The 20,519-nt window shown below is 72.6% G+C and carries 23 protein-coding genes and 1 riboswitch; of the genes, 16 read left to right on the forward strand and 7 right to left on the reverse strand.

Going from position 1 to position 20,519, the window contains the following annotated elements:
- Positions 1–11 precede the first annotated feature (11 nt).
- The 5 genes from ybeY (at position 12) to B0E54_RS20660 (ending at position 4,457) form a co-directional block, all read left to right on the forward strand.
- Positions 12–485 carry an rRNA maturation RNase YbeY gene (gene ybeY / locus B0E54_RS20640; RefSeq protein ID WP_007463954.1) on the forward strand — a complete coding sequence of 158 codons (474 nt, stop codon included), beginning with the start codon at positions 12–14 and terminating at the stop codon, positions 483–485.
- Positions 461–1,885, forward strand: coding sequence for a hemolysin family protein (locus tag B0E54_RS20645; protein WP_234587291.1), 1,425 nt, complete (start codon positions 461–463; stop codon positions 1,883–1,885). Before ybeY ends, B0E54_RS20645 begins: the two co-directional genes overlap by 25 nt.
- A complete protein-coding gene (locus B0E54_RS20650; RefSeq protein WP_234587216.1) occupies positions 1,878–2,264 on the forward strand; it encodes a cytidine deaminase in 387 nt (128 codons plus the stop codon). The genes B0E54_RS20645 and B0E54_RS20650 overlap by 8 nt, the downstream gene beginning before the upstream one ends.
- Positions 2,261–3,166, forward strand: coding sequence for a GTPase Era (gene era, locus B0E54_RS20655; RefSeq protein WP_234587218.1), 906 nt, complete (start codon positions 2,261–2,263; stop codon positions 3,164–3,166). Before B0E54_RS20650 ends, era begins: the two co-directional genes overlap by 4 nt.
- Before the next feature lie 154 nt (positions 3,167–3,320).
- Positions 3,321–4,457, forward strand: a complete 1,137-nt coding sequence (locus B0E54_RS20660) for an acyltransferase (protein ID WP_234587220.1) — start codon at positions 3,321–3,323, stop codon at positions 4,455–4,457.
- Here the strand turns inward: B0E54_RS20660 and B0E54_RS20665 are convergent.
- A complete protein-coding gene (locus B0E54_RS20665; RefSeq protein WP_234587222.1) occupies positions 4,444–5,250 on the reverse strand; it encodes a DUF4097 family beta strand repeat-containing protein in 807 nt (268 codons plus the stop codon). The two genes, B0E54_RS20660 and B0E54_RS20665, sit on opposite strands and share 14 nt — an antisense overlap.
- Positions 5,251–5,352: 102 nt before the next feature.
- On the opposite strand from B0E54_RS20665, the gene recO reads away from it, so the two are divergent.
- From recO to B0E54_RS20690, 5 genes are all read left to right on the forward strand, one after another.
- Positions 5,353–6,228, forward strand: coding sequence for a DNA repair protein RecO (gene recO, locus B0E54_RS20670; RefSeq protein ID WP_234587224.1), 876 nt, complete (start codon positions 5,353–5,355; stop codon positions 6,226–6,228).
- Positions 6,229–6,236: 8 nt separating this feature from the next.
- The gene (locus tag B0E54_RS20675) at positions 6,237–7,037 is read left to right on the forward strand and encodes an isoprenyl transferase (RefSeq protein WP_234587293.1); all 801 of its coding nucleotides are present in this window, start codon (positions 6,237–6,239) and stop codon (positions 7,035–7,037) included.
- Positions 7,038–7,105: 68 nt separating this feature from the next.
- The gene (locus B0E54_RS20680) at positions 7,106–7,291 is read left to right on the forward strand and encodes a hypothetical protein (protein WP_234587226.1); all 186 of its coding nucleotides are present in this window, start codon (positions 7,106–7,108) and stop codon (positions 7,289–7,291) included.
- Between the two features lie 328 nt (positions 7,292–7,619).
- Complete coding sequence (locus B0E54_RS20685; protein WP_234587228.1) at positions 7,620–7,820, forward strand: thioredoxin reductase; 201 nt, start codon at positions 7,620–7,622, stop codon at positions 7,818–7,820.
- Positions 7,817–8,578, forward strand: coding sequence for a pirin-like bicupin family protein (locus tag B0E54_RS20690; RefSeq protein ID WP_234587231.1), 762 nt, complete (start codon positions 7,817–7,819; stop codon positions 8,576–8,578). Before B0E54_RS20685 ends, B0E54_RS20690 begins: the two co-directional genes overlap by 4 nt.
- 164 nt (positions 8,579–8,742) lie before the next feature.
- Here B0E54_RS20690 and gndA read toward each other — a convergent pair whose 3' ends face one another.
- Both gndA and B0E54_RS20700 read right to left on the reverse strand, forming a co-directional pair.
- Entirely contained in the window at positions 8,743–10,185 is a 1,443-nt protein-coding gene (gene gndA, locus B0E54_RS20695; RefSeq protein ID WP_234587233.1) for an NADP-dependent phosphogluconate dehydrogenase, read from the reverse strand.
- 145 nt (positions 10,186–10,330) lie between these two features.
- A complete protein-coding gene (locus tag B0E54_RS20700; protein WP_234587236.1) occupies positions 10,331–10,627 on the reverse strand; it encodes an MTH1187 family thiamine-binding protein in 297 nt (98 codons plus the stop codon).
- 288 nt (positions 10,628–10,915) lie between these two features.
- On the opposite strand from B0E54_RS20700, the gene B0E54_RS20705 reads away from it, so the two are divergent.
- A complete protein-coding gene (locus tag B0E54_RS20705) occupies positions 10,916–11,284 on the forward strand; it encodes a hypothetical protein (protein WP_234587239.1) in 369 nt (122 codons plus the stop codon).
- Between the two features lie 104 nt (positions 11,285–11,388).
- On the opposite strand, the gene B0E54_RS20710 is transcribed toward B0E54_RS20705, so the two are convergent.
- The 3 genes from B0E54_RS20710 to B0E54_RS20720 all read right to left on the reverse strand — a co-directional run bounded on the left by B0E54_RS20710 (position 11,389) and on the right by B0E54_RS20720 (position 14,403).
- Positions 11,389–12,189, reverse strand: a complete 801-nt coding sequence (locus tag B0E54_RS20710; RefSeq protein WP_234587241.1) for an energy-coupling factor transporter transmembrane protein EcfT — start codon at positions 12,187–12,189, stop codon at positions 11,389–11,391.
- A gap of 70 nt (positions 12,190–12,259) precedes the next feature.
- A complete protein-coding gene (locus B0E54_RS20715; RefSeq protein ID WP_234587243.1) occupies positions 12,260–13,675 on the reverse strand; it encodes an ABC transporter ATP-binding protein in 1,416 nt (471 codons plus the stop codon).
- A gap of 140 nt (positions 13,676–13,815) precedes the next feature.
- Positions 13,816–14,403, reverse strand: a complete 588-nt coding sequence (locus B0E54_RS20720; RefSeq protein ID WP_234587245.1) for an ECF transporter S component — start codon at positions 14,401–14,403, stop codon at positions 13,816–13,818.
- Positions 14,404–14,480: 77 nt separating this feature from the next.
- Positions 14,481–14,585, reverse strand: a riboswitch (TPP riboswitch).
- A gap of 107 nt (positions 14,586–14,692) precedes the next feature.
- Between B0E54_RS20720 and B0E54_RS20725 the strand changes: the two genes are divergently transcribed.
- The 5 genes from B0E54_RS20725 to B0E54_RS20745 all read left to right on the forward strand — a co-directional run bounded on the left by B0E54_RS20725 (position 14,693) and on the right by B0E54_RS20745 (position 20,046).
- Positions 14,693–15,523 carry an alpha/beta fold hydrolase gene (locus tag B0E54_RS20725; protein WP_234587247.1) on the forward strand — a complete coding sequence of 277 codons (831 nt, stop codon included), beginning with the start codon at positions 14,693–14,695 and terminating at the stop codon, positions 15,521–15,523.
- Positions 15,524–15,576: 53 nt separating this feature from the next.
- Positions 15,577–16,383 carry an aminoglycoside N(3)-acetyltransferase gene (locus tag B0E54_RS20730; protein ID WP_234587250.1) on the forward strand — a complete coding sequence of 269 codons (807 nt, stop codon included), beginning with the start codon at positions 15,577–15,579 and terminating at the stop codon, positions 16,381–16,383.
- Positions 16,380–17,129, forward strand: coding sequence for a sugar isomerase domain-containing protein (locus tag B0E54_RS20735; RefSeq protein WP_234587252.1), 750 nt, complete (start codon positions 16,380–16,382; stop codon positions 17,127–17,129). The genes B0E54_RS20730 and B0E54_RS20735 overlap by 4 nt, the downstream gene beginning before the upstream one ends.
- A 250-nt stretch (positions 17,130–17,379) precedes the next feature.
- Positions 17,380–17,883 (forward strand): DUF6328 family protein, encoded by a 504-nt coding sequence (locus B0E54_RS20740; RefSeq protein WP_234587254.1) that lies wholly within the window; start codon positions 17,380–17,382, stop codon positions 17,881–17,883.
- A 120-nt stretch (positions 17,884–18,003) separates the two neighbouring features.
- Positions 18,004–20,046: an acyl-CoA dehydrogenase family protein gene (locus B0E54_RS20745; protein ID WP_234587256.1), complete on the forward strand. Its 2,043-nt coding sequence runs from the start codon at positions 18,004–18,006 to the stop codon at positions 20,044–20,046.
- 215 nt (positions 20,047–20,261) lie between these two features.
- Here B0E54_RS20745 and B0E54_RS20750 read toward each other — a convergent pair whose 3' ends face one another.
- Entirely contained in the window at positions 20,262–20,429 is a 168-nt protein-coding gene (locus B0E54_RS20750; RefSeq protein ID WP_234587259.1) for a hypothetical protein, read from the reverse strand.
- Positions 20,430–20,519 lie beyond the last annotated feature (90 nt).

Below are 20,519 nucleotides of genomic sequence, written 5' to 3' on the forward strand. Positions count from 1 at the left end.
GAGGAAAGCAGTTGTCCATCGAGATCGCCAACGAGTCCGGTGTCGAGGTCGACACCGACGCCGTGCTCGCCGTCGCCCGGCACGCCCTCGACGAGATGGGGGTCAACCCCCTCGCCGAGCTCTCCGTGCTGCTTGTCGACATCGACTACATGACCGAACTGAACCACCGCTGGATGGGTGGGGACGGCCCGACCGACGTGCTCGCCTTCCCGATGGACGAGGGGAGCGTCGACCACGGTCCGGGCGAGAGCGCCCCCGCCGGCGGCGAGCCGGCCCTGCTCGGTGACATCGTGCTGTGCCCCGAGGTCGCGGCCAAGCAGGCGGCGACCGCCGGGCACGCCTCGGCCGACGAGCTGCACCTGCTCACCGTGCACGGGGTCCTGCACCTGCTCGGCTACGACCACGCCGAGCCGGAGGAGGAGCGCGAGATGTTCGCTCTGCAGGCTCGACTGCTGGCGAGCTGGCGGTCGACCCGCACCCAGTGATGTCCACTCCCTTGTTACTCGCGGTCGGCCCCACGGCCGGCCTTCCCGACCTGCAACTGATCGTCTTCGCGGCGGGCCTGGTGGTGCTGGCCGGTGTGATCGCCATGACCGAGGCGGCGCTCGCCGCGGTCTCGCCGGCCCGGGCCGCCGAGCTGGCCCGCGACGGTGTGCGCGGCGCACGGACCCTCCAGGTCGTGGCCGCGGACGTCGTCCGGCACCTCAACCTGCTGCTGTTGCTGCGGCTGCTCGCCGAGCTGACCGCCACCACGCTCGTCGCGTTGGTCGCGGTGGACAGCTTCGGCGCCGGCTGGCGTGCCGCGCTGGTCACCGCCGGCGCGATGACAGTGGTCAGCTTCGTGGTGGTAGGCGTCGCGCCGCGCACCATCGGCCGGCAGCACGCGTACGCGGTGGGCCGGGCGGTCGCGCCGTTGGTCCGCTGGCTGGGCCGCGCGCTCAACCCCCTCGCCTCGCTGCTCATCCTGATCGGCAACGCGGTCACCCCGGGGCGCGGCTTCCGCGAGGGGCCGTTCGCCAGCCAGGTGGAGCTGCGGGAGCTGGTCGACCTGGCCGAGCAGCGCGGCGTCGTGGAGCACGGCGAGCGTCAGATGATCCATTCGGTGTTCGCGCTCGGGGACACCATCGCCCGCGAGGTGATGGTTCCGCGTACCGAGATGGTGTGGATCGAGGAGGGCAAGACCCTCGCCCAGGCGTTGGTGCTCTTCCTGCGCTCGGGTTTCTCCCGCATCCCCGTGATCGGGGAGAGCGTCGACGACGTGCTCGGGGTGCTCTACCTCAAGGACCTGATCCGGCGGTCGCGGGGCGGCGACCCGGACGCCGAGCAGTTGCCGGTGGCGGAGCTGATGCGCCCCGCCACCTTCGTCCCGGAGTCCAAGCCGGTCGACGATCTGCTGTCGGAGATGCAGGCGGCCCGCAACCACCTGGTCATCGTTGTCGACGAGTACGGCGGCACCGGTGGTCTGGTCACCATCGAGGACATCCTGGAGGAGATCGTCGGTGAGATCACCGACGAGTACGATGTCGAACGCCCGCCGGTCGAACGCCTCGCGGACTCCTCGGTGCGGGTGACCGCCCGCCTGCCGGTGGAGAACCTGGGCGAGATGTTCGGCGCCGATCTGCCCACCGACGAGGTGGAGACGGTCGGTGGTCTGCTCGCCCAGTCGCTGGGACGGGTGCCGATCCCCGGAGCGCAGGCCGAGGTGGCCGGCCTCCGGCTGGTCGCCGAGGGCACCACGGGCCGACGCAACCGGATCGACACCGTCCTGGTCAGCAGGGTGGAGTCGGGCGACGAGCAGGACAGCACCGGGCGCGGCGACAGTGCCGGCCCCGGGGACGACCCGGATCATTATCGAGACGAGGAGAGGCAAGCCGCCGATGCCTGAGACACCCGCCGCGCCCGCCGCCCGGCCCACCCCCACCGCGCCGGGCCCGCTGAGCGCCGAGGACGGCAAGCTCGTCGTCCTGGCCCGGGGCGCCCGCGGGCGGGTCGGTGCCGTGGAGGGGGCCGCGGTCCGGGACTCCGACGGCCGGACGTACGCGGCGGCAAGCGTCGCGCTGCCCTCGCTGACCCTCACGGCGCTGCAGCTGGCGGTGGCCTCCGCCGTGGCCGCCGGTGCGGGCCGGTTGGAGGCGGCGGTGGTGGTGACCGAGGCGTCGACGCTGGACGGCGCCGGGCACGCCGCGGTCCGCGACCTCGCCGTGGACGCGCCGATCCACGTGGCCGCGCCGGACGGCACCGTGCTCGGCACGGTGACCCAGTGAGCCCCGTCCGGGATCCGGAGCCGCGTCCGTACCGGGCCGGGTTCGGCTGCTTCGTGGGGCGGCCCAACGCCGGCAAGTCCACCCTGACGAACGCCATCGTCGGCACCAAGATCGCGATCACCTCGAACAAGCCGCAGACCACCCGGCACGTCATCCGGGCGGTGCTGCACCGTCCGGAGTCGCAGCTGGTTCTGGTGGACACGCCGGGTCTGCACCGCCCCCGTACGCTGCTCGGCGAGCGCCTCAACGACCTGGTCCGCTCGACCTGGACCGAGGTCGACGTGATCGGCCTGTGCATCCCGGCGGACGAGCCGGTGGGGCGCGGCGACCGGTTCATCACCGGCGAGCTGGCCGAGCTGAAGGCGACAGTGCTGGCGGTGGTCACCAAGACCGACCTGGTGGACAAGCGCCGGCTGGCCGAGCAGCTGCTCGCCGTAAGCGAGCTGGGCGAGTTCGCCGAGATCGTGCCGGTGAGCGCCGTCTCCGGGCACCAGGTGGACACGCTCGTCGACGTGATGACCAAATATTTGCCGCCGTCGCCCCAGCTCTACCCGGACGACATGCTCACCGACGACCCGGAGCAGGTGATGGTCGCGGAGCTGATCCGGGAGGCGGCCCTGGAGGGCGTCCGCGACGAGCTGCCCCACTCCATCGCCGTGGTGGTCGAGGAGATGATCCCCGAGGGTCAGGTCATCAAGATCTACGCCGACCTGTACGTGGAACGGCCCAGCCAGAAGGCCATTGTTCTGGGTCACAAGGCGAGCCGGCTCAAGGAGGTCGGCACGACCGCCCGCCGGCAGATCGAGGAGCTGCTGGGCAGCCGGGTCTATCTCGACCTGCACGTGCGGGTCGCGAAGGACTGGCAGCGCGACCCGAGGCAGTTGCGCAAGCTGGGCTTCTAAGAGCGCCATCCGGCCGCCCTGCTGAGGGGCGGCCTGATCGTTTGCGGTCGGGGCCGTGGGCAGCTTCACGATCGGCCGGGGTCGGCGTCGTTTGGCGCACGGGCCGCGAAGGGTAGGGGAGGAAGCACCGCGTCCCCGATCCAGATGCAGGCTGATGCGCAACAGATACCTCGATCTGCTCCGTTTCCTGGCCATCGTCCGGGTGGTCGTCTACCACGTCACCGGCTGGGCGACCCTCACCCTCATCTTCCCGGCCATGTCGGTGATGTTCGCGCTGGCCGGCTCGTTGATGGCCGCCTCGCTCGCCCGGTCCGGCCCGAGGGCGGTCGGCCGCCGGTTGCGCCGGCTGTTGCCGTCGCTGTGGGTGCTGGCGGCGGTCTTCGTGCCGGCCATGCTGCTCACCGGGCTGGCGCTGTCGCCCCGGGTGCTGCTGTGGCTGTTCCCGATCACCGATCCGCCGGCGAACAACTGGGGCGCCCTGGCGCTGAGCATCATCTGGTACCTGCGCGACTACCTGTGGTTCGTGCTCGCCTCACCGGTAGCGCTCTGGCTGTTCCGCCGGGCCCCGCTGCCCACCCTGCTCGCCCCGTACGTGGTGCTGGTGACGATCGAGGTGGGGATCTACCCGGCGCCGCCGGTGGTGCGCGAGTTCGGGCTGTACTTCGGCGCGTGGCTGCTCGGCTTCGCCCACCACGCCGGGATGCTGCGTCGACTCACCGGCCGGGTGCTGTACCCGCTGTCGCTGGCCCTCGCGGTCGTCGGCGGGGCCTGGATCGTCACGCATCCCGGCCCCCGCGGGTACGACCTCAACGACAACCACCTCGGCAACGCGCTCTGGTCGGCCGCGTTCATCCTGGTCGTGCTGGGTCGGGCCCCGGCCGGGGTGGCCTGGCTGGAGCGCAGCCGGCTGGCCGACCGGCTGGTGACCGTGTTCAACCGGCGGGCGCTGACCATCTACCTCTGGCACATGCCGTTCGTGGTGGCGCTCACCCCGCTGGTCGACGTGGTCGGCTGGTCGCACCAGGACCCGGTGGGGCTGGCCGTCCGGGTGCTACTGGTCTTCGCACTTGTCGGTCTGGTCACCCTGGTCGTCGGTTGGGTCGAGGACGTCGCCGCCCGTCGCCGCCCGGAGCTGATTCCCGCCGGCTCGTCGCGCCCGACCGGCCCGCCGGCCCCCTCCGACCGTGGCCCGGCGGGTCGTCCCGACGTCGGCGAGACCGCCGTACGGGCGGCCGTACCGGCGCAGCGGGTGCCCGGTGCGCCGGTGACCGTCGAGGTCAACGCTGGCTGATCGACACGTCTCCGCTGCCGGCCGAGCCGTCGAGCACCAGAGACGCGGCCGGGTCGTCGGCGACGGTGATCCGGGCGTCGCCGGAGCCGGTGCTGGAGCGGACCCGGTAGCTGCCGGCCGGCACCACCAGCGAGACGTCCCCACTGGAGGCGTGCACACGCGCCGAGGCGGCGGTCTCCAGCTCGACCGTGACGTTGCCGGAGCCGGCCTCGGCGTCCGTCGTCCCGTCCACCCGGCGAGCCGTGATGTCGCCGGAGCCGGCGCGCAGCCGTACTGCCGAACGGGCCTCGCTCAGCTCGATGTTGCCGGAGCCGGTCTCCACGTCAATCGCCCCGGCGACGTCGCTGATCCGCACGTCGCCCGAGCCCAGCCGCAGCTTCACCGCGCCGACCTTGGTCAGCTCGACGTCACCCGAGCCGCTCTCGCCCTGCACGGTCACGCCCTCGGGGACGGTCACCTCGTACGAGACGCTGCACCGGTCGCCGCAGTCGGTGTCCAGCACCAGCTCGCTGTCCTTGATCTCGTACCGGGCCTTGGGCTCGCCGCCCTGGTAGCGCACGACCCGCTTGATCCGTGCCTCGCCCGCCGTGCCGCCGCCTCGGACGATCACGTCTCCGGAGCCCCCCTGCACCCGGATGGTGCTGATCTTCACCGCCTCGGTGTTGTCGTAGTCGAGCCGGCGGAAGGACAGGTTGTCGCACCCGGCGAGCAGGATGAGGCCGGTGGCCAGCCCCAAAGCGACGGGCGCGGCGGCGCGGCGACGACGGGCGGCGGTCATCTGGTGCAGTGCCATGGCGAGCACGCTACGGCCGGTGGCGAGCCTGGCGCATCGGGGTTCGTCCGCGCATCCACCCCGAACCGACCCTGATTTCAGACCCCGAGGGAGAATGGTCCGATGGCCGGGTACCGCCGACAGCTCTACCGCGACGACGCGGTGGTGCTGCGCGTGCAGAAGCTCGGCGAGTCCGACCGGATCATCACGCTGCTCACCCGCCGGCACGGCCGGCTGCGGGCGGTCGCCCGGGGGGTCCGGCGCACCATGAGCAAGTTCGGCGCCCGGCTGGAGCCGTTCGGTCACGTCGACCTTCAACTCGCCGGCGACCCCAAGGGCAACCACGGCAGCTCGCTGCACACGGTCAGCCAGGTCGAGGGCATCGAGCTGTACGGCAAGCGGTTCCTCGGCGACTATCCCCGCTACACGGCGGCCAGCGCGATCGCCGAGACCGCCGAGCGGCTGACACCTGTCGAGCGGGAGCCGTCGCTGCGGCTGTTCCAGCTCACCGTGGGGGCGCTGAAGGCGCTGTCCCGGGGCGAGCACGCGACCACGCTGGTGCTCGACGCGTACCTGCTGCGCGGGATGGCTCTCGCGGGCTGGGCGCCGGCGCTGATCGCCTGTGCGGTCTGCGGCACCCCCGGCCGGCACCGCGCGTTCTCCGTGCCGGCCGGCGGCGCGGTCTGCCCGGACTGCCGGCCGCCCGGCGCGGCCCACCCCGCGCCGGCCACCATCGACCTGATGTCCGCGCTGACCACCGGCGACTGGGTGGTCGCCGACGCCACCGAGGCGGGTGTACGCCGGGAGTGCAGTGGGCTGGTCGCGGCGCACCTCCAGTGGCATCTGGAACGCGCGCTACGCTCGCTGCCGCTGGTCGACCGGGGTCCCTCGGTCGCCGGCACGGTCCCGCCGCCGGGCGGCGGTGGGGCTGCGATGCTCCGGCCGCGCGGTGACGTCGAGGCCGGTGCGGACGGCACGAGCAGGGAGAGAGCCGAGTGATCCGATCGATGAGGTCCGGCCGGCGGGAGCCGACGCCACCGACCCCGCACCCGTCCGGTGCCCGGCCGCCGGCGCTGCCGAGCGAGGCGGTGCCCAAGCACGTCGCCGTCGTGATGGACGGCAACGGCCGGTGGGCCAAGGACCGCGGGTTGCCCCGCACCAAGGGCCACGAGGCGGGGGAGCACAGCCTCTTCGACACCATCGAGGGCGCGATCGAGATGGGCATCCCCTACCTGTCGGCGTACGCGTTCTCCACCGAGAACTGGCGGCGCTCGCCCGACGAGGTCCGGTTCCTGATGGGCTTCAACCGGGACGTGATCCGTCGACGCCGCGACCAGCTGGTCGACCTCGGCGTCCGGGTGGTCTGGTCGGGGCGGTCGGGGCGGTTGTGGAAGAGCGTCATCTCCGAGTTGCAGACCGCCGAGGAGATGTCCCGGGGCAACTCGACGCTGACCCTGCAGTTCTGCGTGAACTACGGCGGGCAGGCCGAGATCGGCGACGCCGCCGCAGCGATCGCCCGGGACGTGGCGGCCGGCCGACTGGACCCGTCGAAGGTCACCGAGAAGACCGTCGCGAAATACCTGTACCACCCGGAGATCCCGGAGGTGGACCTGTTCCTGCGGCCCTCCGGCGAGGAGCGGATCTCCAACTTCCTGCTCTGGCAGACCGCGTACGCCGAGCTGGTCTTCCTGGACACGCTCTGGCCGGACTTCGACCGCCGCCACCTGTGGTACGCGTGCGAGCTGTACGCCCAGCGGGACCGGCGGTTCGGCGGCGCGCTGCCCAACCCGGTGGCCCCGACGGTCTGACGGAGGCTTACCCGACGGTCACTCTGGGTACCAGCTACGTCAGAAGCCACTGACGGAGGTGAACCCACATGATCCAGAAGCGCATTGCCCAGTGGGCGGTGATGGCGATCGCGGTGCCAGTGGCCGCGGCCGGCGCCCGCCGCCTCAGCCACACCCTGGAGGCCCGGCGTGGTCCCTCCGGGGCGACCCGGCTGCTGACCAAGGGTGCGGATCTGATCCGCCCGCAGAAGGCCAAGCGCCGCCGGTTCTGGTAGTCCCCGACCCTCCCGCGCCGCCCCGCACACGACGTGCGGGGCGGCGCTGGCGTCTCACCCCCGCGGGCGCGTCCAGGAAACCAAATCGGTGCAGCACGCCCCGGTCGATCATGGAGTTGGGGTGGCCGTTTCGGCCGCATTCGCGGCTTTCGTTCGCCACCACAACTCCATGATCGACGCGGCGGGGGAGGGTGGTCGGGGAGGGGGCCGGGGAGGGTGGGTGGGGTTGGTTGTTTCGGGGTTCGGGGAGGTGGGGGCAGGTAGGGTCCGGAGGTGGCGGGATGATGCGGTTGGGGGGGATATGCGGGATCTCCGGTACAAGATGATCATGGCGTTGAACGCTGCGGATCTGGGCGACCCGATCTGCGAACAGGTCGCCGAGATCTGCGCCGAGATCGCCGAGCAGCACTGCGCGGAGTTCGGTCACACGCCGCAGCTGCGCACCGGTGAGATCGCCGAGCTGGTCACCGGTGAGCCGGCCCTGACCTGGGCGCCGTCGACCCCCGAGACCGGGCAGCGTGCCTGGTGACCGCACCCGCGCCGGCGGTCGACCTGCGTCGCGCCGAGGACCGGTTCGCCACCCGGATCTCCTGGTTGGATTCCAAGCACTCCTTCTCGTTCTCCCGGCACTACGACCCGGCCAACACCCACCACGGGCTGCTGCTGGTGAACAACGACGACGTGGTCCGGCCGGGCGCCGGCTTCGAGACCCACCCGCACGAGGACATGGAGATCGTCACCTGGGTGCTGCGCGGCTCCCTCGTGCACCAGGACTCCACCGGCCACTCCGGGGTGATCTACCCGGGCCTGGCGCAGCGGATGAGCGCCGGCACCGGCATCCTGCACTCGGAGAAGAACGACGCCTGGCGGCTCAACAACCAGGAGCCGCACAGCGACCCCGTGCACTTCGTGCAGATGTGGGTGCTCCCCGATGAGCAGGGCGTCGACCCCGGCTACGAGCAGCTGGAGATCGAGGACGAGTTGCTGCGCGGCGGCCTGGTGCCGGTCGCCTCCGGGATGGACCGCTACGACGGCGCGTCCGCGATCCGGATCCGCAACCGGTACGCCACCCTGCACGCCGCCCGACTCGGCCCCGGCGACGAGGTCACCCTCCCGGACGCGCCCTTCGTGCACCTGTACGTGCCGAACGGCACGGTGACCCTGGAGGACAGCGGCCCGCTCGGCACCGGCGACGCCGCCCGGCTCACCATGACCGGCGGCCGGCGGGTGACCGCCGACGAGCCGGCCGAGATCCTCGTCTGGGAGATGCACGCCACGATCGCCTGACGGTGCCCGCGTCGGCTCCCATGATCACGCTCGAACATGGATGTAGTGGCCTCCCTGGCGCGGGAGGCCACTACATCATGGATCGAGCACGATCTTGCTGAGCGCGGCGCGCGGCGCGCGGTGCGTCGCGCGGCGCGCGGTGCGTCGCGCGGGGGCGCTCCTGGTTACGCCGGGGACTCGGTCTTGTCGCCGGCCCAGGTGGTGTGGAACGAACCCTCGCGGTCGACGCGCTGGTAGGTGTGCGCGCCGAAGTTGTCCCGCAGGCCCTGGATCAGCGCGGCGGGCAGCCGCTCGGCGCGCAGCGCGTCGAAGTACGCCAACGACGACGAGAACGCCGGCGTCGGCACCCCCGCCCGGGCCGCGTCGGCCACGACCCGCCGCCAGCTCGGCACACCGGCCGCGACCGCCTCGGCGAAGTACGGTGCCACGAGCAGCGTCGGCAGGTCGGGCTGCTCGTCGTACGCCTCGCGGATGCGGTTCAGGAAGCGGGCGCGGATGATGCAGCCGCCCCGCCAGATGGTCGCCGTGCCGCCGAGGTCGATGTCCCAGTTGAACTCCTGGCTGCCGGCCCGGATGTGGTCGAAGCCCTGCGCGTACGCGACGATCTTGGAAGCGAGCAGCGCCCGGCGCACGTCCTCGACGAACGCGTCCCGGTCGGCGACCTGCCACGCCTCACCGGCGTCCGGGAACGCCCGCCGGGCGGCCTCGCGCTGGTCGACGTGACCCGACAGCGAGCGGGCGAACGTCGCCTCGGCGATCCCCGTGATCGGGATGCCCAGGTCGAGGGCGCTCTGCACCGTCCACCGGCCGGTGCCCTTCTGCTCGGCCCGGTCCTGCACGACGTCGACGAACGCGCGGCCGGTCGCCGCGTCGGTGTGCGCGAGCACGTCGGCGGTGATCTCGATGAGGAAGGACTCCAGCTCGCCGCCGTTCCAGTCGCGGAAGATCTCCGCGATCTCCGCCGGCTTCGCGCCCAGGCCCGACCGGAGCAGGTCGTACGCCTCGGCGATGAGCTGCATGTCGGCGTACTCGATGCCGTTGTGCACCATCTTGACGAAGTGCCCGGCGCCGTCCGGCCCGACGTGCGTGCAGCACGGCTCGCCGTCGACGTGGGCGGCGATCTTCTCGAACATCGGCCCGAGCTTGGCGTACGACTCCTCCGAGCCGCCCGGCATGATGCTCGGCCCGAGCAGCGCGCCCTCCTCACCACCGGAGACGCCGGTGCCGCTGAAGTGCAGCCCCTGCGCGCGCAGCGACTCCTCCCGGCGACGGGTGTCGGCGAAGTGGGCGTTGCCGCAGTCGACGATGATGTCGCCCTCCTCCAGCAGCGGCACCAGCTCGTCGATCACGGCGTCGGTGGGCGCACCGGCCTTGACCATCACGATCACCGCGCGGGGCCGTTCCAGCGACGCCACGAAGTCGGCCATCGACTCACCGGGCACGAAGGTGCCCTCGTCACCGTGCTCGGCCACGAGGCTGCGGGTGCGCTCCGGTGACCGGTTGTGCACCGCCACGGTAAAGCCGTTGCGGGCCAGGTTGCGGGCCAGGTTCCGGCCCATCACCGCCAGCCCGGTCACGCCGATCTGCGCCGTCGCCTGCTCAGCCATTCGTGCCGCCACCTCTCGCCGTCGAACTATCCTGCTGCGACCGTATCGCGGCGCGCGGGATCGTGGGCGGGTCGTCCCACGGCGGGTCACTGCCTGGTCGCGGCCCGTCCGCCCGGCGCGGCCGCACCCTGACCGGCGGCCACGCTCACCCCTGGGACAGTCGATCCTCCACACGCGCCACCTTCGCGGTGAGCGCGTCGGTGACCCCGGGCCGGACGTCGGCCTTCAGGACGACACTCACCCGGGGCGCCTGCGCGGACACCACGTCGACCGCCCGCTTCACCACCGCCATCACCTCGTCCCACTCACCCTCCACGGTGGTGAACATGGCATCGGTCCGGTTGGGCAATCCGGATTCGCGGACCACCCGTACCGCCTCGGCAACCAGGTCACCCACGGAGGCGCCGGCGCCGAGCGGGGTGATCGAGAACGCGATCAGCATGCGCCGATCGTGCCAGGAAAATCGGGTGCGCGTCTCGTCGGGCGGTGGTTAGGGTTCGGGCATGCGCAACTGACGCCCCACTTCCCGAGCCGGCCCGCCTCCCCGCGATCGCGGTCCGTGCGCTCCCGGGCGTCGCGCGTCCTCCTGCACCGTTCGGCGGTGTGATTCGGCCCGATCCCCGGTGAGCAGTCCTTCCCGTTCGACCGTCGCGTTGCCACGGTCACCAGCCGATCCGACCGACCGCGGGAGCGCGGGACCACCGGGACGTCGGCACCGAAGGAGGCCCGGATGCCCGCCAGGCGTAATCCGAGAAAGACCCGTACCCCCGCACCGACGCCGCTGGGCATCGACCCGGCGGCCGGCCACGGCACAGCCCCGGCCCCGCCGGTCGCGTCTGCCGGCTCGACCGGGGCGGACCTGCCGGCTCGTCCCGACGCGCCGGCCCGGGCGGTCAAGTCCGCCCTGCCGGCCCCGGCAGAGGAACCGGTGCTGCCGGCCTTGGCGGCCCCAGCCGTGCCTCCGGTTGCCGACTCGTCGGTGACCGGACGACCTGGGGCGCCCCAGGCCGGGCCACCCCACGCCGGCCGAGCCCGCTCGTTCGACGGCAAGAGCCAGCGCGCCGGCCAGCCGCGCCGCTACGCCTACCGACGCAGCTGACCCGCCCCCGCCCCCGCGATCTTGCACTTTCTGTCGCTACATACCCACGCATTCGGGGCAGATCCACGACAGTAACTGCAAGATCGCGGGGGTGGGGGTTGGCGTCAGCCGATCAGGGGACGGAAGGTGCCGAGGAGCACGCTCGTCGTCAGGGCCGCTCCGGCCAGCGCGGCCGCCCCGGCGATCAGCAGCGTGTCGGCGAGGCCGAAGCGCTGGCGTCGGGCGACGGTACGGGGTGTGTCGCCGTCGAAGCCACGCGCGTCCATGGCGACGGCCAGCCGGGTGCCCCGACGGATCGCCCCGACCAGCAGCGCGAACGCCGTGGACGTGAACAGCCGCAGCTTCGCCACCGGATTGCGTCCGGCGTCGACGCCGCGTGCCCGCCGGGCCATGCTGATCATCTGCCATTCCTGACCGAGCAGCGGCACCAGCCGGAACGCGGCAAGCGACCCGACGGCGAACCGTGCCGGCGCCTTCGCGTTCTGGATCAGCGCGTCGGCCAGGTCGGTCGGGTCGGTGGTGGCGAAGACGATCACGCCGGGCAGGGCCACCGCGAAGACCCGCAGCACCAGGCCGAGGGCGGTGCGCAGCACGCCGGTGCTCACCAGCACCGGCCCGGCCTCCAGCAGGACCCGGCCGGACTGGTCGGCGGCGAAGAGCACCAGGGTGACCAGGATGCCCGTGGCGCTGAGCAGCAGGGGCAGGGCCCGCCGGGCCAGCACCCGGTAGCGGACGCCGAACAGCGGCAGGACGGCAAGTTCGACAGCGATGGCGATCGCCGGCGCCACCGGGTCGAGCGTCGCCAGCAGGACGAACGAGAAGACCAGCGCGGCGGCCACCTTCGCCACCGGGTTCCGCCGGGCCAGCGGGGCGCCGGGCGCGGCGACCGGCTCGATGCTGATCATCGGAGGTCACCTCGGGTGGACGCGGTCCCGCGCGGCCCGGCAGCGCCGCCGACGTTGGTGCTCCGGGCGGTCACTGTCGCTCCAGGGTTACGGTGCGGTCGGCGAGCGCGGCGACGAAGTCCGCGTCGTGGGTGACAGTGACGATGCCGTGCCCGGCGTCGCGCAGGTCGGCGAAGAGGTCGACCAACTCCCGCCAGGTCCGCCGGTCCTGCCCGAACGTGGGCTCGTCGCAGATCACCAGGCGTGGCGCGGTGGCCAGGGCCGTCGCGACGCTCAGCCGCCGCGCCTCCCCACCCGAGAGGGTGTACGGGTTTGCAGCGGCGAGCCGCGTCAGCCGCAGTCGTTCCAGCAGTTCCGCCACGGTGTCCTTGACGGCGGCCTCGGGTTGACCCGTCCGGCGTGGCCCGAGCGCCAGCTCGTCGAAGACGGTGCTCGTGACGAACTGGTGCTCCGGGTCCTGAAAGACCGACCCGATCCGTCGGGCCAGCGCGGGCGCTCGCCAGCGGTGCGGGGGAGCGCGGTGGTCCGCGCCGGCCAACTCGGCCGAGGCGGTGACGCGGCCGACGCCCGGTTTGAGCAGACCGCCGAGCAGCAGCGCCAGGGTGGACTTGCCCGCGCCGTTGGGCCCGCGTACGGCGAGTGCCTCTCCGGCGCGTACCGCCAGGTCGGTGGGGCCCAGCCGGGGCGGCAGGCCGAGCCGGTCGGCGGTGAGCAGCAGGTCGCCTGGGGTGGCGGCGGCCGTGCGGGGCGCGATGGGGTGACCGGGCACCCAGACGCCCTCGGCGGCGAGGGCGGCGCCGTGCGCGGCGAAGACCGCGTCGGGCGTCCCGTCCGCGCGGACCCCGCCGCCGGGCTCCAGGACGACCACCCGGTCGACAAGTGGCAGTGCCTCGGCGACCCGGTGTTCGACCAGGATCAGGGTGGTGTCGGCGTCCAACGCGCCCGTCACCGCGCCCCGGACCAGCGCGGCTCCGTCCGGATCGAGGTTGGCGGTCGGCTCGTCGAGCAGCAGCAGGCCGGGCCGCAGGGCCAACGCGCCGGCCAGCGCCAGGCGTTGCTGCTCGCCGCCGGAGAGCGCGGCAGTGCTGCGGTCCCGGGGATACGGGAAACCGACCCGCCGCAGCGCCTCGTCGACCCGGGGCCAGATCTCGGCCGTCGGTACGCCCCGGTTCTCCAGCCCGAACGCGACGTCGTCGCCGCTGCGCGCCATCACCAACTGGGTCTGCGGGTCCTGGAAGACGATGCCGACCCGTTCCCGCGCCTTGCGGGGGTCGAGCCCGTCGATCTCGACGGTGCCCTCCTGCTCACCGGAATCGTCGGGCAGCAGCCCGGCCAGCGCGCTGAGCAGTGTGCTCTTGCCGGCCCCCGAGGGCCCGAGCAGCAGCACCCGCTCCCCGGCCTCGACCCGCAGATCCACTCCGCGCACAGCCCAGGCCCGCCGCCCGGCATGCCGCCAGCCGAACCCCCGCAGCAGCACCCCGCCCACCCGACACCCCCTTCCAACCACTCCCGGCCGTCTTTCCCGGCCGTCTTCCCCGCCGTCCTCCCGCCGGTGATCAAGAGGTTTGCGGCAGAATTCCGGCTTCCGTTGACGCGAACCTCTTGATCACGGGGACGGTTGCGCCCTCAGATGAGGGCGCGGTCCCGGCCTACCGGGAAGCGGTCCAGCGCGCCGGTGTTGGCCAGGGCGCGGGTCAGCAACCAGCCGCCCACGCCGGCGATGATCGTGGCGCTGACGATGGTGAGCAGGGCGTACGGGATGCGGTAGTCGCCCAGCGCGTAGTCGACGTTCCAGACGAAGAAGTCGAACAGCGCCGCGCTGAGACCGGTCAACGCGCCGGCCAGTACGGCGGTCGGCAGCCGGAACGACCGGTACCGGAAAGCGGCGAACGCCAGCTCGGCCCCGATGCCCTGCACGATGCCCTGGGGGATCACCGTGCCGGCCCACTGGCTGCCCAGCAGCGCGGAGACGACCGCGGCCACCGTCTCGCAGTAGAGCGCGGCGCCGGGCTTGCGGATGACCAGGCCGCCGACCACGGCCGGCAGCAGCCAGACGCCGTAGATCAGCGTCTGTGCCGGCGGGAAGAAGGCGAACGCGCCCTCGGTGGCGCTCCAGACCAGGCCCCAGGCCCAGAAGATGACGCCGAAGGCGACCGCGATCACCGAGGCGACCACGATGTCGATGGTGCGCCAACGGCTGGTGGTGTTGTCCATGCTGTGCTCCCAGTTCAGTGGAACGAACCAGGAGAAGACGCACGCCGCGCGTCCGGTGGCACCGGACCCACGGCGCGGCTGGAGGTCGACCGAACTCCCTGCGCTGGCATTACCCAGATCAGGTTCGAGGGTCTGCGGGCGTGCCCGCACTCTCAGCGCTGTGCGCTCCCCTGTCGGATGTGAAGTTGTCTCGCTGACGCTAGCACCGACCAGGGGTAACAGCCCAGCAGGGCATCCGGCCGCCCGCGCAGCCGGGCCGGCGTCCCGCCGCCTGGGTAGGCTGACGATCATGCAGGTCGACGCGCGAGGTCTCACGTTCGAGGTACGCACCGGCGGCCCCTCCGACGGCGTCCCCGTCCTCCTGCTGCACGGCTTCCCGCAGCACAGCGGGGAGTGGGACGAGGTCGTGCCGGCACTGCACGCCGCCGGGCTGCGCACGTACGCGCTGGACCAGCGGGGCTACTCGCCGGGTGCCCGGCCGGAGGCGGTGTCCGCGTACCGGATTCCCGAACTGGTCGCCGACGTGGTGGCGGTGCTCGACGCGCTCGGTGTGGACGCCGTCCACCTGGTCGGCCACGACTGGGGCGCGATCGTGGCCTGGGCGGTGGCCGCCGCGCACCCCGAACGGGTCCGTACGTTGACCGCGGTGTCCGTGCCGCACCCGGCGGCCATGGCGCACGCCTTGAGCACCGACCGGGAACAGAAGGCCCGCTCGTCGTACATCGCGCTGTTCCGCAAGCCGGGCAAGGCCGAGAAGGTGCTGCTCGCGTGGCACGCGACGGCGCTGCGCAAGATGCTCGGCGGGGTGGGCGACGCCTCCCGGGTGGACCGCTACGCCGACCCGATGCGGGCGCCGGGCGCGCTCACCGCCGCCCTGAACTGGTACCGGGCGATGTCCCGCGCCGACCTGGCCGCTGTCGGTCCGGTCGCCGCACCCACCACGTACGTCTGGAGCGACCGGGACATCGCCATCGGACGGCCCGCCGCCGAGGCGTGCGCCGCCAACGTCACCGGCGACTACCGCTTCGTACCGCTGCCCGGGGTGAGCCACTGGATTCCGGACGCCGCACCCGCCGCGTTGGCCGAGGCGGTCCTGGCCCGGATCGCCGGGACGGCCTGAGCCGTGCCGGGCCGACGGGCGCCGGGCGGGCCGGCGGCAGGGGGAGAAGCGCCGTGACGGCGCCCGCCGGCGGGCTGGGCACCCGTCGCTCGATCGCCGCGCAGCTGCGCCTTCTGGGTGTACGCCCCGGCTCGACAGTGCTGGTGCACGCCGGGATGCGCTCGCTGGGCTTCGTCTGCGGTGGGCCGCAGGCGCTGGTGCTCGCCCTGCGCGACGCGCTCGGCCCGGACGGCACGATCGTGGTGCCCACCCACAACCCCGACAACAGTGACCCGGCGCAGTGGCGCAACCCGCCGGTGCCGGTGGACTGGTGGCAGCTGATCCGCGCCGAGATGCCGGGCTTCGACCCGGCGGTCACGCCGAGCCGGCACATGGGCGTGTTCGCCGAGACGGTCCGCTGCTGGCCCTCGGCGATGCGCAGCACGCATCCCCACGTGTCGTTCGCCGCGCTCGGGCCGACGGCCGAGCAGGTGGTGGCGGGGCACGAACTGGCCGACATGCTCGGCGAGGGCTCGCCGCTGGCCCGGCTCTACGACCTGGACGCCGACGTGCTCCTGATCGGTGCGGACCACAGCGTCAACACGTCGCTGCACCTGGCCGAGTACCGCAGTCCCAAGCCGGTGCGCGAGCGACTGGGCGCGGCGGTACGCACTGCCGACGGTGGCCGCGAGTGGGTGTGGTGGCAGGACGTCCGGCTCGACGCGGGCGACTTCGGCGCGTTGGGCCGGGACCTGGAGGCCACCGGGGCGGTGCGTACCGGCCCGGTGGGCGCCGGGACGGGGAGGTTGGTACGCCAGCGGGCAGCTGTCGACTTCGCCGTGCAGTGGATGGCCCGCAACCGGACGACGGAGGACGCATGAGTGTGAGCGCCGAGGACTACCTGGCCGTGGTGACCGAGACGATCGGCCGGGTGGCCGCCAGCCAACGGGACGCGGTGGGGCGGGCCGCCGATCTGATCGCCGAAGCTGTACGCGCCGACGGGGTGGTGCACGCCTTCGGCACCGGGCACTCGGAGGCCCTCGCCATGGAGATCGCCGGCCGGGCGGGTGGCCTGGTGCCCACCAACCGGATCGCGCTGCGTGACCTGGTGCTGCTCGGCGGCGAACCGGCCGATCGTCTCGGACCGCTGCTGGAGCGGGACCCGGCGGTGGCGCACCGACTCTGGGAGCTGGCCCCCGTACGCCCCGCCGACGTCTTCGTGCTCGCCTCGAACTCCGGGGTCAACGGCGCGATGGTCGAGTTCGCCACGCTGGTCAAGGAGCACGGCCACCCTCTGGTGGCGATCACCTCGGCGCAGCACTCCGGCCGGATGACGTCCCGCCACCCGTCCGGGCACAAGCTGGCCGACCTCGCCGACGTGGTGCTCGACAACGGCGCACCGTACGGCGACGCGACGCTGCCGCTGCCCGGCGGTGGCGCGGTCGGCGCGGTCTCCTCGATCACTGCGGCGCTGCTGGCGCAGCAGGTCACCGTGGAGGTCGTCGCCCGGTTGCTGGCAGCGGGGGAGCGGCCTCCGGTCTACCTGTCGGCGAACATCCCGGACGGCGACGCGCACAACACGGCGCTGGAGGCCCGGTACGCCGGCCGGATCCGCCGCGGCTCCTGACCCCCTCCCCGGCGGCGCGGGCGGCCGACGGCGCGACGGTATGCGGCCGGGCGCGGGCTGGCGGCGTGGCGCGGGCGATGGCCCGACGCGGGTGGGGCGGCGACGGTGTGGCGACCGGGCGATGACCGGCGGGCGACCGGGAGATGGCCGGAACATGTCGCGAGTTTGTTTCGCGCTCGGCCGGGTGGGGCATTGGCGTTGCTGCCGGCGGCCGGGACCGCCGGCAGTACCGTCTGACCGGAGGTAGCGCGTGTCCAAGGAGACCGAGAAGCAGCGTTGGCAGCGCAACTTCGCCGACCTGTTGCAGGAGCTGCGGGTCGCCCAGACCGGTGTGCAGATCCTCTTCGCCTTCCTGCTCACCCTGCCGTTCAGCAACGGGTTCACCCGGACCAGCGAGTTCCAGCGGGACGTCTACATCCTCGCGCTGCTCGCCGCGGCCGCCGCCACCGCGTTGATCATCTCGCCAGTGGCGTTTCACCGGGCGCTGTTCCGTCAGGGGCGCAAGCCGGAGCTGGTCCGCTTCGCCCATCGGATGGCCACCGGCGGCCTCGCCTTCATGCTGATCGCGATGGTCAGCTCGGTGCTGCTGATCACCGACTTCGTGCTGGACCGGCCGGTCGCTTTCCTGCTCAGTGCGCTGACCGGGCTCTGGTTCCTCACCTTCTGGATGATCCTGCCGTTCGCCCGCCGCAGCTGGGGTGAGGACGACATCGAAGACGAGGACGACGACCCGGACACGCTCACCGGCCGCTGACCCGGCCGGAGCGGCATACGTCGATCCCTGCGCAGCGCTACCCCTGGGTAACAACCGGGGGTAGCGTGACGGTAGTCGCGCACGTCGACGCAGCCGCAACCGAGGTTCGAGGGGGCAGCCGTGACCACGACGCAGAACGGCCGAACGGCACCGGACGGCCCCGACTCCGAAGCCACGCCCGGCGGCACTGCGCCCGTTAGCGCCGCGCCCGGCAGCACTGCGGCCGGTAGTGCCGCGCCGTTGCCGGCGGAGGCGGGGCAGGTCTCCGAGAAGGAGGCCCGGCAGGTCGCCGAGGCCGCCCGGGAGTCCACCTGGGATCGGCCCAGCTTCGGCAAGGAGCTGTTCCTCGGCCGGTTCCGGCTCGACCTCATCGACCCGTGGCCGCGCTCCGACCCGGACGACGTGGCCCGCGCCGAGGAGTTCCTTGGTCGGTTCCGCGCCTTCCTCAGCTCCGAAGTGGACGGCGCGGCCATCGAACGCGACGCCTCCATCCCGGACTCCGTCTTCCACGGGCTCGCCGACCTCGGCGCGTTCGGCATGAAAATCGACCGGAAGTACGGCGGCCTCGGTCTGAGCAACCTGCACTACTGCCGGGCGCTGATGCTGGCCGGCTCGGTCAGCCCGGCGATCGGCGCGCTGCTCTCGGCCCACCAGTCGATCGGGGTGCCGCAGCCGCTGAAGATGTTCGGCACCGCCGAGCAGAAGCAGCGCTTCCTGCCCCGGCTCGCCGCGGGCGAGGTCTCCGCCTTCCTGCTCACCGAGCCGGACGTGGGCTCCGACCCGGCCCGGCTCGCCACCACCGCCGAGCCGACCGAGGACGGCACCGGCTACCGGCTCAACGGGGTCAAGCTCTGGGCCACCAACGGCATCGTCGCGACCCTGCTGGTGGTGATGGCCCGGGTGCCCGCCGCCGAGGGTCGGCGCGGCGGGATCACCGCGTTCGTGGTGGACGGCGACAGTGCGGGCATCACGGTGGAGCGACGCAACGAGTTCGTCGGCCTGCGCGGTCTGGAGAACAGCCTGACCCGGTTCCACGACGTGTTCGTGCCGGCGGAGAACGTCATCGGCGGTGAGGGCAAGGGACTCAAGATCGCCCTGACCACGCTGAACACCGGTCGGCTCTCGCTGCCGGCCATGTGTGTGGGCGCCGGCAAGTGGTCGTTGAACGTCGCGCGGGGCTGGGCCGCCGACCGCGTCCAGTGGGGCCGGCCGGTGGGCGAGCACGAGGCGGTCGCCCAGAAGCTCTCCTTCATCGCCGCCACCACGTACGGCATGGAGACCATGCTCGACCTGTGCTGCCTGCTCGCCGACGACGACCGTAACGACATCCGGATCGAGGCGGCGCTGGTCAAGCTGTACGCCAGCGAGATGGCCTGGAAGATCGCCGACGAGCTGATCCAGATCCGGGGCGGGCGCGGCTACGAGACGGCCGACTCGTTGGCCGCCCGCGGCGAACGCCCGGCGAACGTCGAGCAGGTGCTCCGCGACCTGCGGATCAACCGGATCTTCGAGGGCTCGACCGAGATCATGCATCTGCTGATCGCCCGTGAGGCCGTCGACGCCCACCTCTCGGTGGCCGGCGACATCATCGACCCGGAGGCGGGGCTCGGCCGCAAGGCCCGCGCCGGCGCCCGTGCGGGCGCGTTCTACGCGAGGTGGCTGCCGACCCTCGCGGTCGGCAAGGGCCAGAGCCCGTCGTCGTACGCCGAGTTCGGCCCCCTGGCCGCGCACCTACGCCAGGTGGAGCGGTCGTCGCGCAAGCTGGCCCGGTCGACGTTCTACGCGATGTCCCGCTGGCAGGGAAAGATGGAGCGCAAGCAGGCGTTCCTCGGGCGCGTGGTGGACATCGGCGCGGAGTTGTTCGCGATGTCCGCCGTCTGCGTCCGGGCGTCCGCCGAGCGGGACACGCGACCGGAGAACGTCGAGCTGGCTGACCTGTTCTGCCGGCAGGCCCGGGTTCGGGTGGACGCTCTGTTCACGGCACTCTGGGACAACACCGACTCCGTCGACACCGCAGCCGCCAAGCGGATCCTCGCCGGCCGCTACGCGGGCCTGGAGGAGGGGGTCATCACCCCGTCCGACGAGTTGCCCTGGGTGGCCCGCTGGTCGCCCGGCCCGTCCACCGCCGAGGACGTCCGCCGCCGCATCCCGCCGAAGCCGTAGCCTTTCCCGACCCGCCCGCTGCGTCCCCGTCGATCCTCGCCGCGCTGGTGGTGTCGATCGCACCGCAAGATCGCGCTCGATCCTGGAAGTAGTGGCATCCCTCCGACCGCGAGGCCACTACTTCATGCTTCGAGCACGATCTTGTGGCGTGGCGTGGCGTGGCGTGGCGTCGCACGGCACGGCACGGCACGGCGCCGCTTGGCACGGCGTGGGGTTCAGCGGGCGACCGCCCAGGCCAGCACCCCCGCCAGGATCAGACCGTTGAGCCCGGCCAGGGCGAGGTACGCCGCGGGTGGGATCTTCCTGCCCCGGCGGACGAGGGAGACCAGGACGGCGGCGTAGCCGAGCAGCAGTACGGCGATGACGATCAGGAAGTAGAACACTCGAAGACCTTAACGGCCCGATCGCCGCAGGTCGCGAGTCGGCGCGGCGCCACCGCACGGCACACCCCACGCGGAACGTCGCCCCGAGGG

Origin of the sequence: Micromonospora sp. MH99 (assembly GCF_021442385.1) — a bacterium.
In the GTDB taxonomy this organism is placed as follows: domain Bacteria; phylum Actinomycetota; class Actinomycetes; order Mycobacteriales; family Micromonosporaceae; genus Micromonospora.

Coding starts and splice junctions, on each gene's coding strand:
- B0E54_RS20650 (WP_234587216.1), top strand. CDS start 1,878: ATGCCTGAGACACCCGCCGCGCCCGCCGCCCGGCCCACCCCCACCGCG.
- B0E54_RS20660 (WP_234587220.1), top strand. CDS start 3,321: ATGCGCAACAGATACCTCGATCTGCTCCGTTTCCTGGCCATCGTCCGG.
- B0E54_RS20665 (WP_234587222.1), bottom strand. CDS start 5,250: ATGGCACTGCACCAGATGACCGCCGCCCGTCGTCGCCGCGCCGCCGCG.
- recO (WP_234587224.1), top strand. CDS start 5,353: ATGGCCGGGTACCGCCGACAGCTCTACCGCGACGACGCGGTGGTGCTG.
- B0E54_RS20675 (WP_234587293.1), top strand. CDS start 6,237: ATGAGGTCCGGCCGGCGGGAGCCGACGCCACCGACCCCGCACCCGTCC.
- B0E54_RS20680 (WP_234587226.1), top strand. CDS start 7,106: ATGATCCAGAAGCGCATTGCCCAGTGGGCGGTGATGGCGATCGCGGTG.
- B0E54_RS20685 (WP_234587228.1), top strand. CDS start 7,620: ATGGCGTTGAACGCTGCGGATCTGGGCGACCCGATCTGCGAACAGGTC.
- gndA (WP_234587233.1), bottom strand. CDS start 10,185: ATGGCTGAGCAGGCGACGGCGCAGATCGGCGTGACCGGGCTGGCGGTG.
- B0E54_RS20700 (WP_234587236.1), bottom strand. CDS start 10,627: ATGCTGATCGCGTTCTCGATCACCCCGCTCGGCGCCGGCGCCTCCGTG.
- B0E54_RS20705 (WP_234587239.1), top strand. CDS start 10,916: ATGCCCGCCAGGCGTAATCCGAGAAAGACCCGTACCCCCGCACCGACG.
- B0E54_RS20710 (WP_234587241.1), bottom strand. CDS start 12,189: ATGATCAGCATCGAGCCGGTCGCCGCGCCCGGCGCCCCGCTGGCCCGG.
- B0E54_RS20720 (WP_234587245.1), bottom strand. CDS start 14,403: ATGGACAACACCACCAGCCGTTGGCGCACCATCGACATCGTGGTCGCC.
- B0E54_RS20725 (WP_234587247.1), top strand. CDS start 14,693: ATGCAGGTCGACGCGCGAGGTCTCACGTTCGAGGTACGCACCGGCGGC.
- B0E54_RS20735 (WP_234587252.1), top strand. CDS start 16,380: ATGAGTGTGAGCGCCGAGGACTACCTGGCCGTGGTGACCGAGACGATC.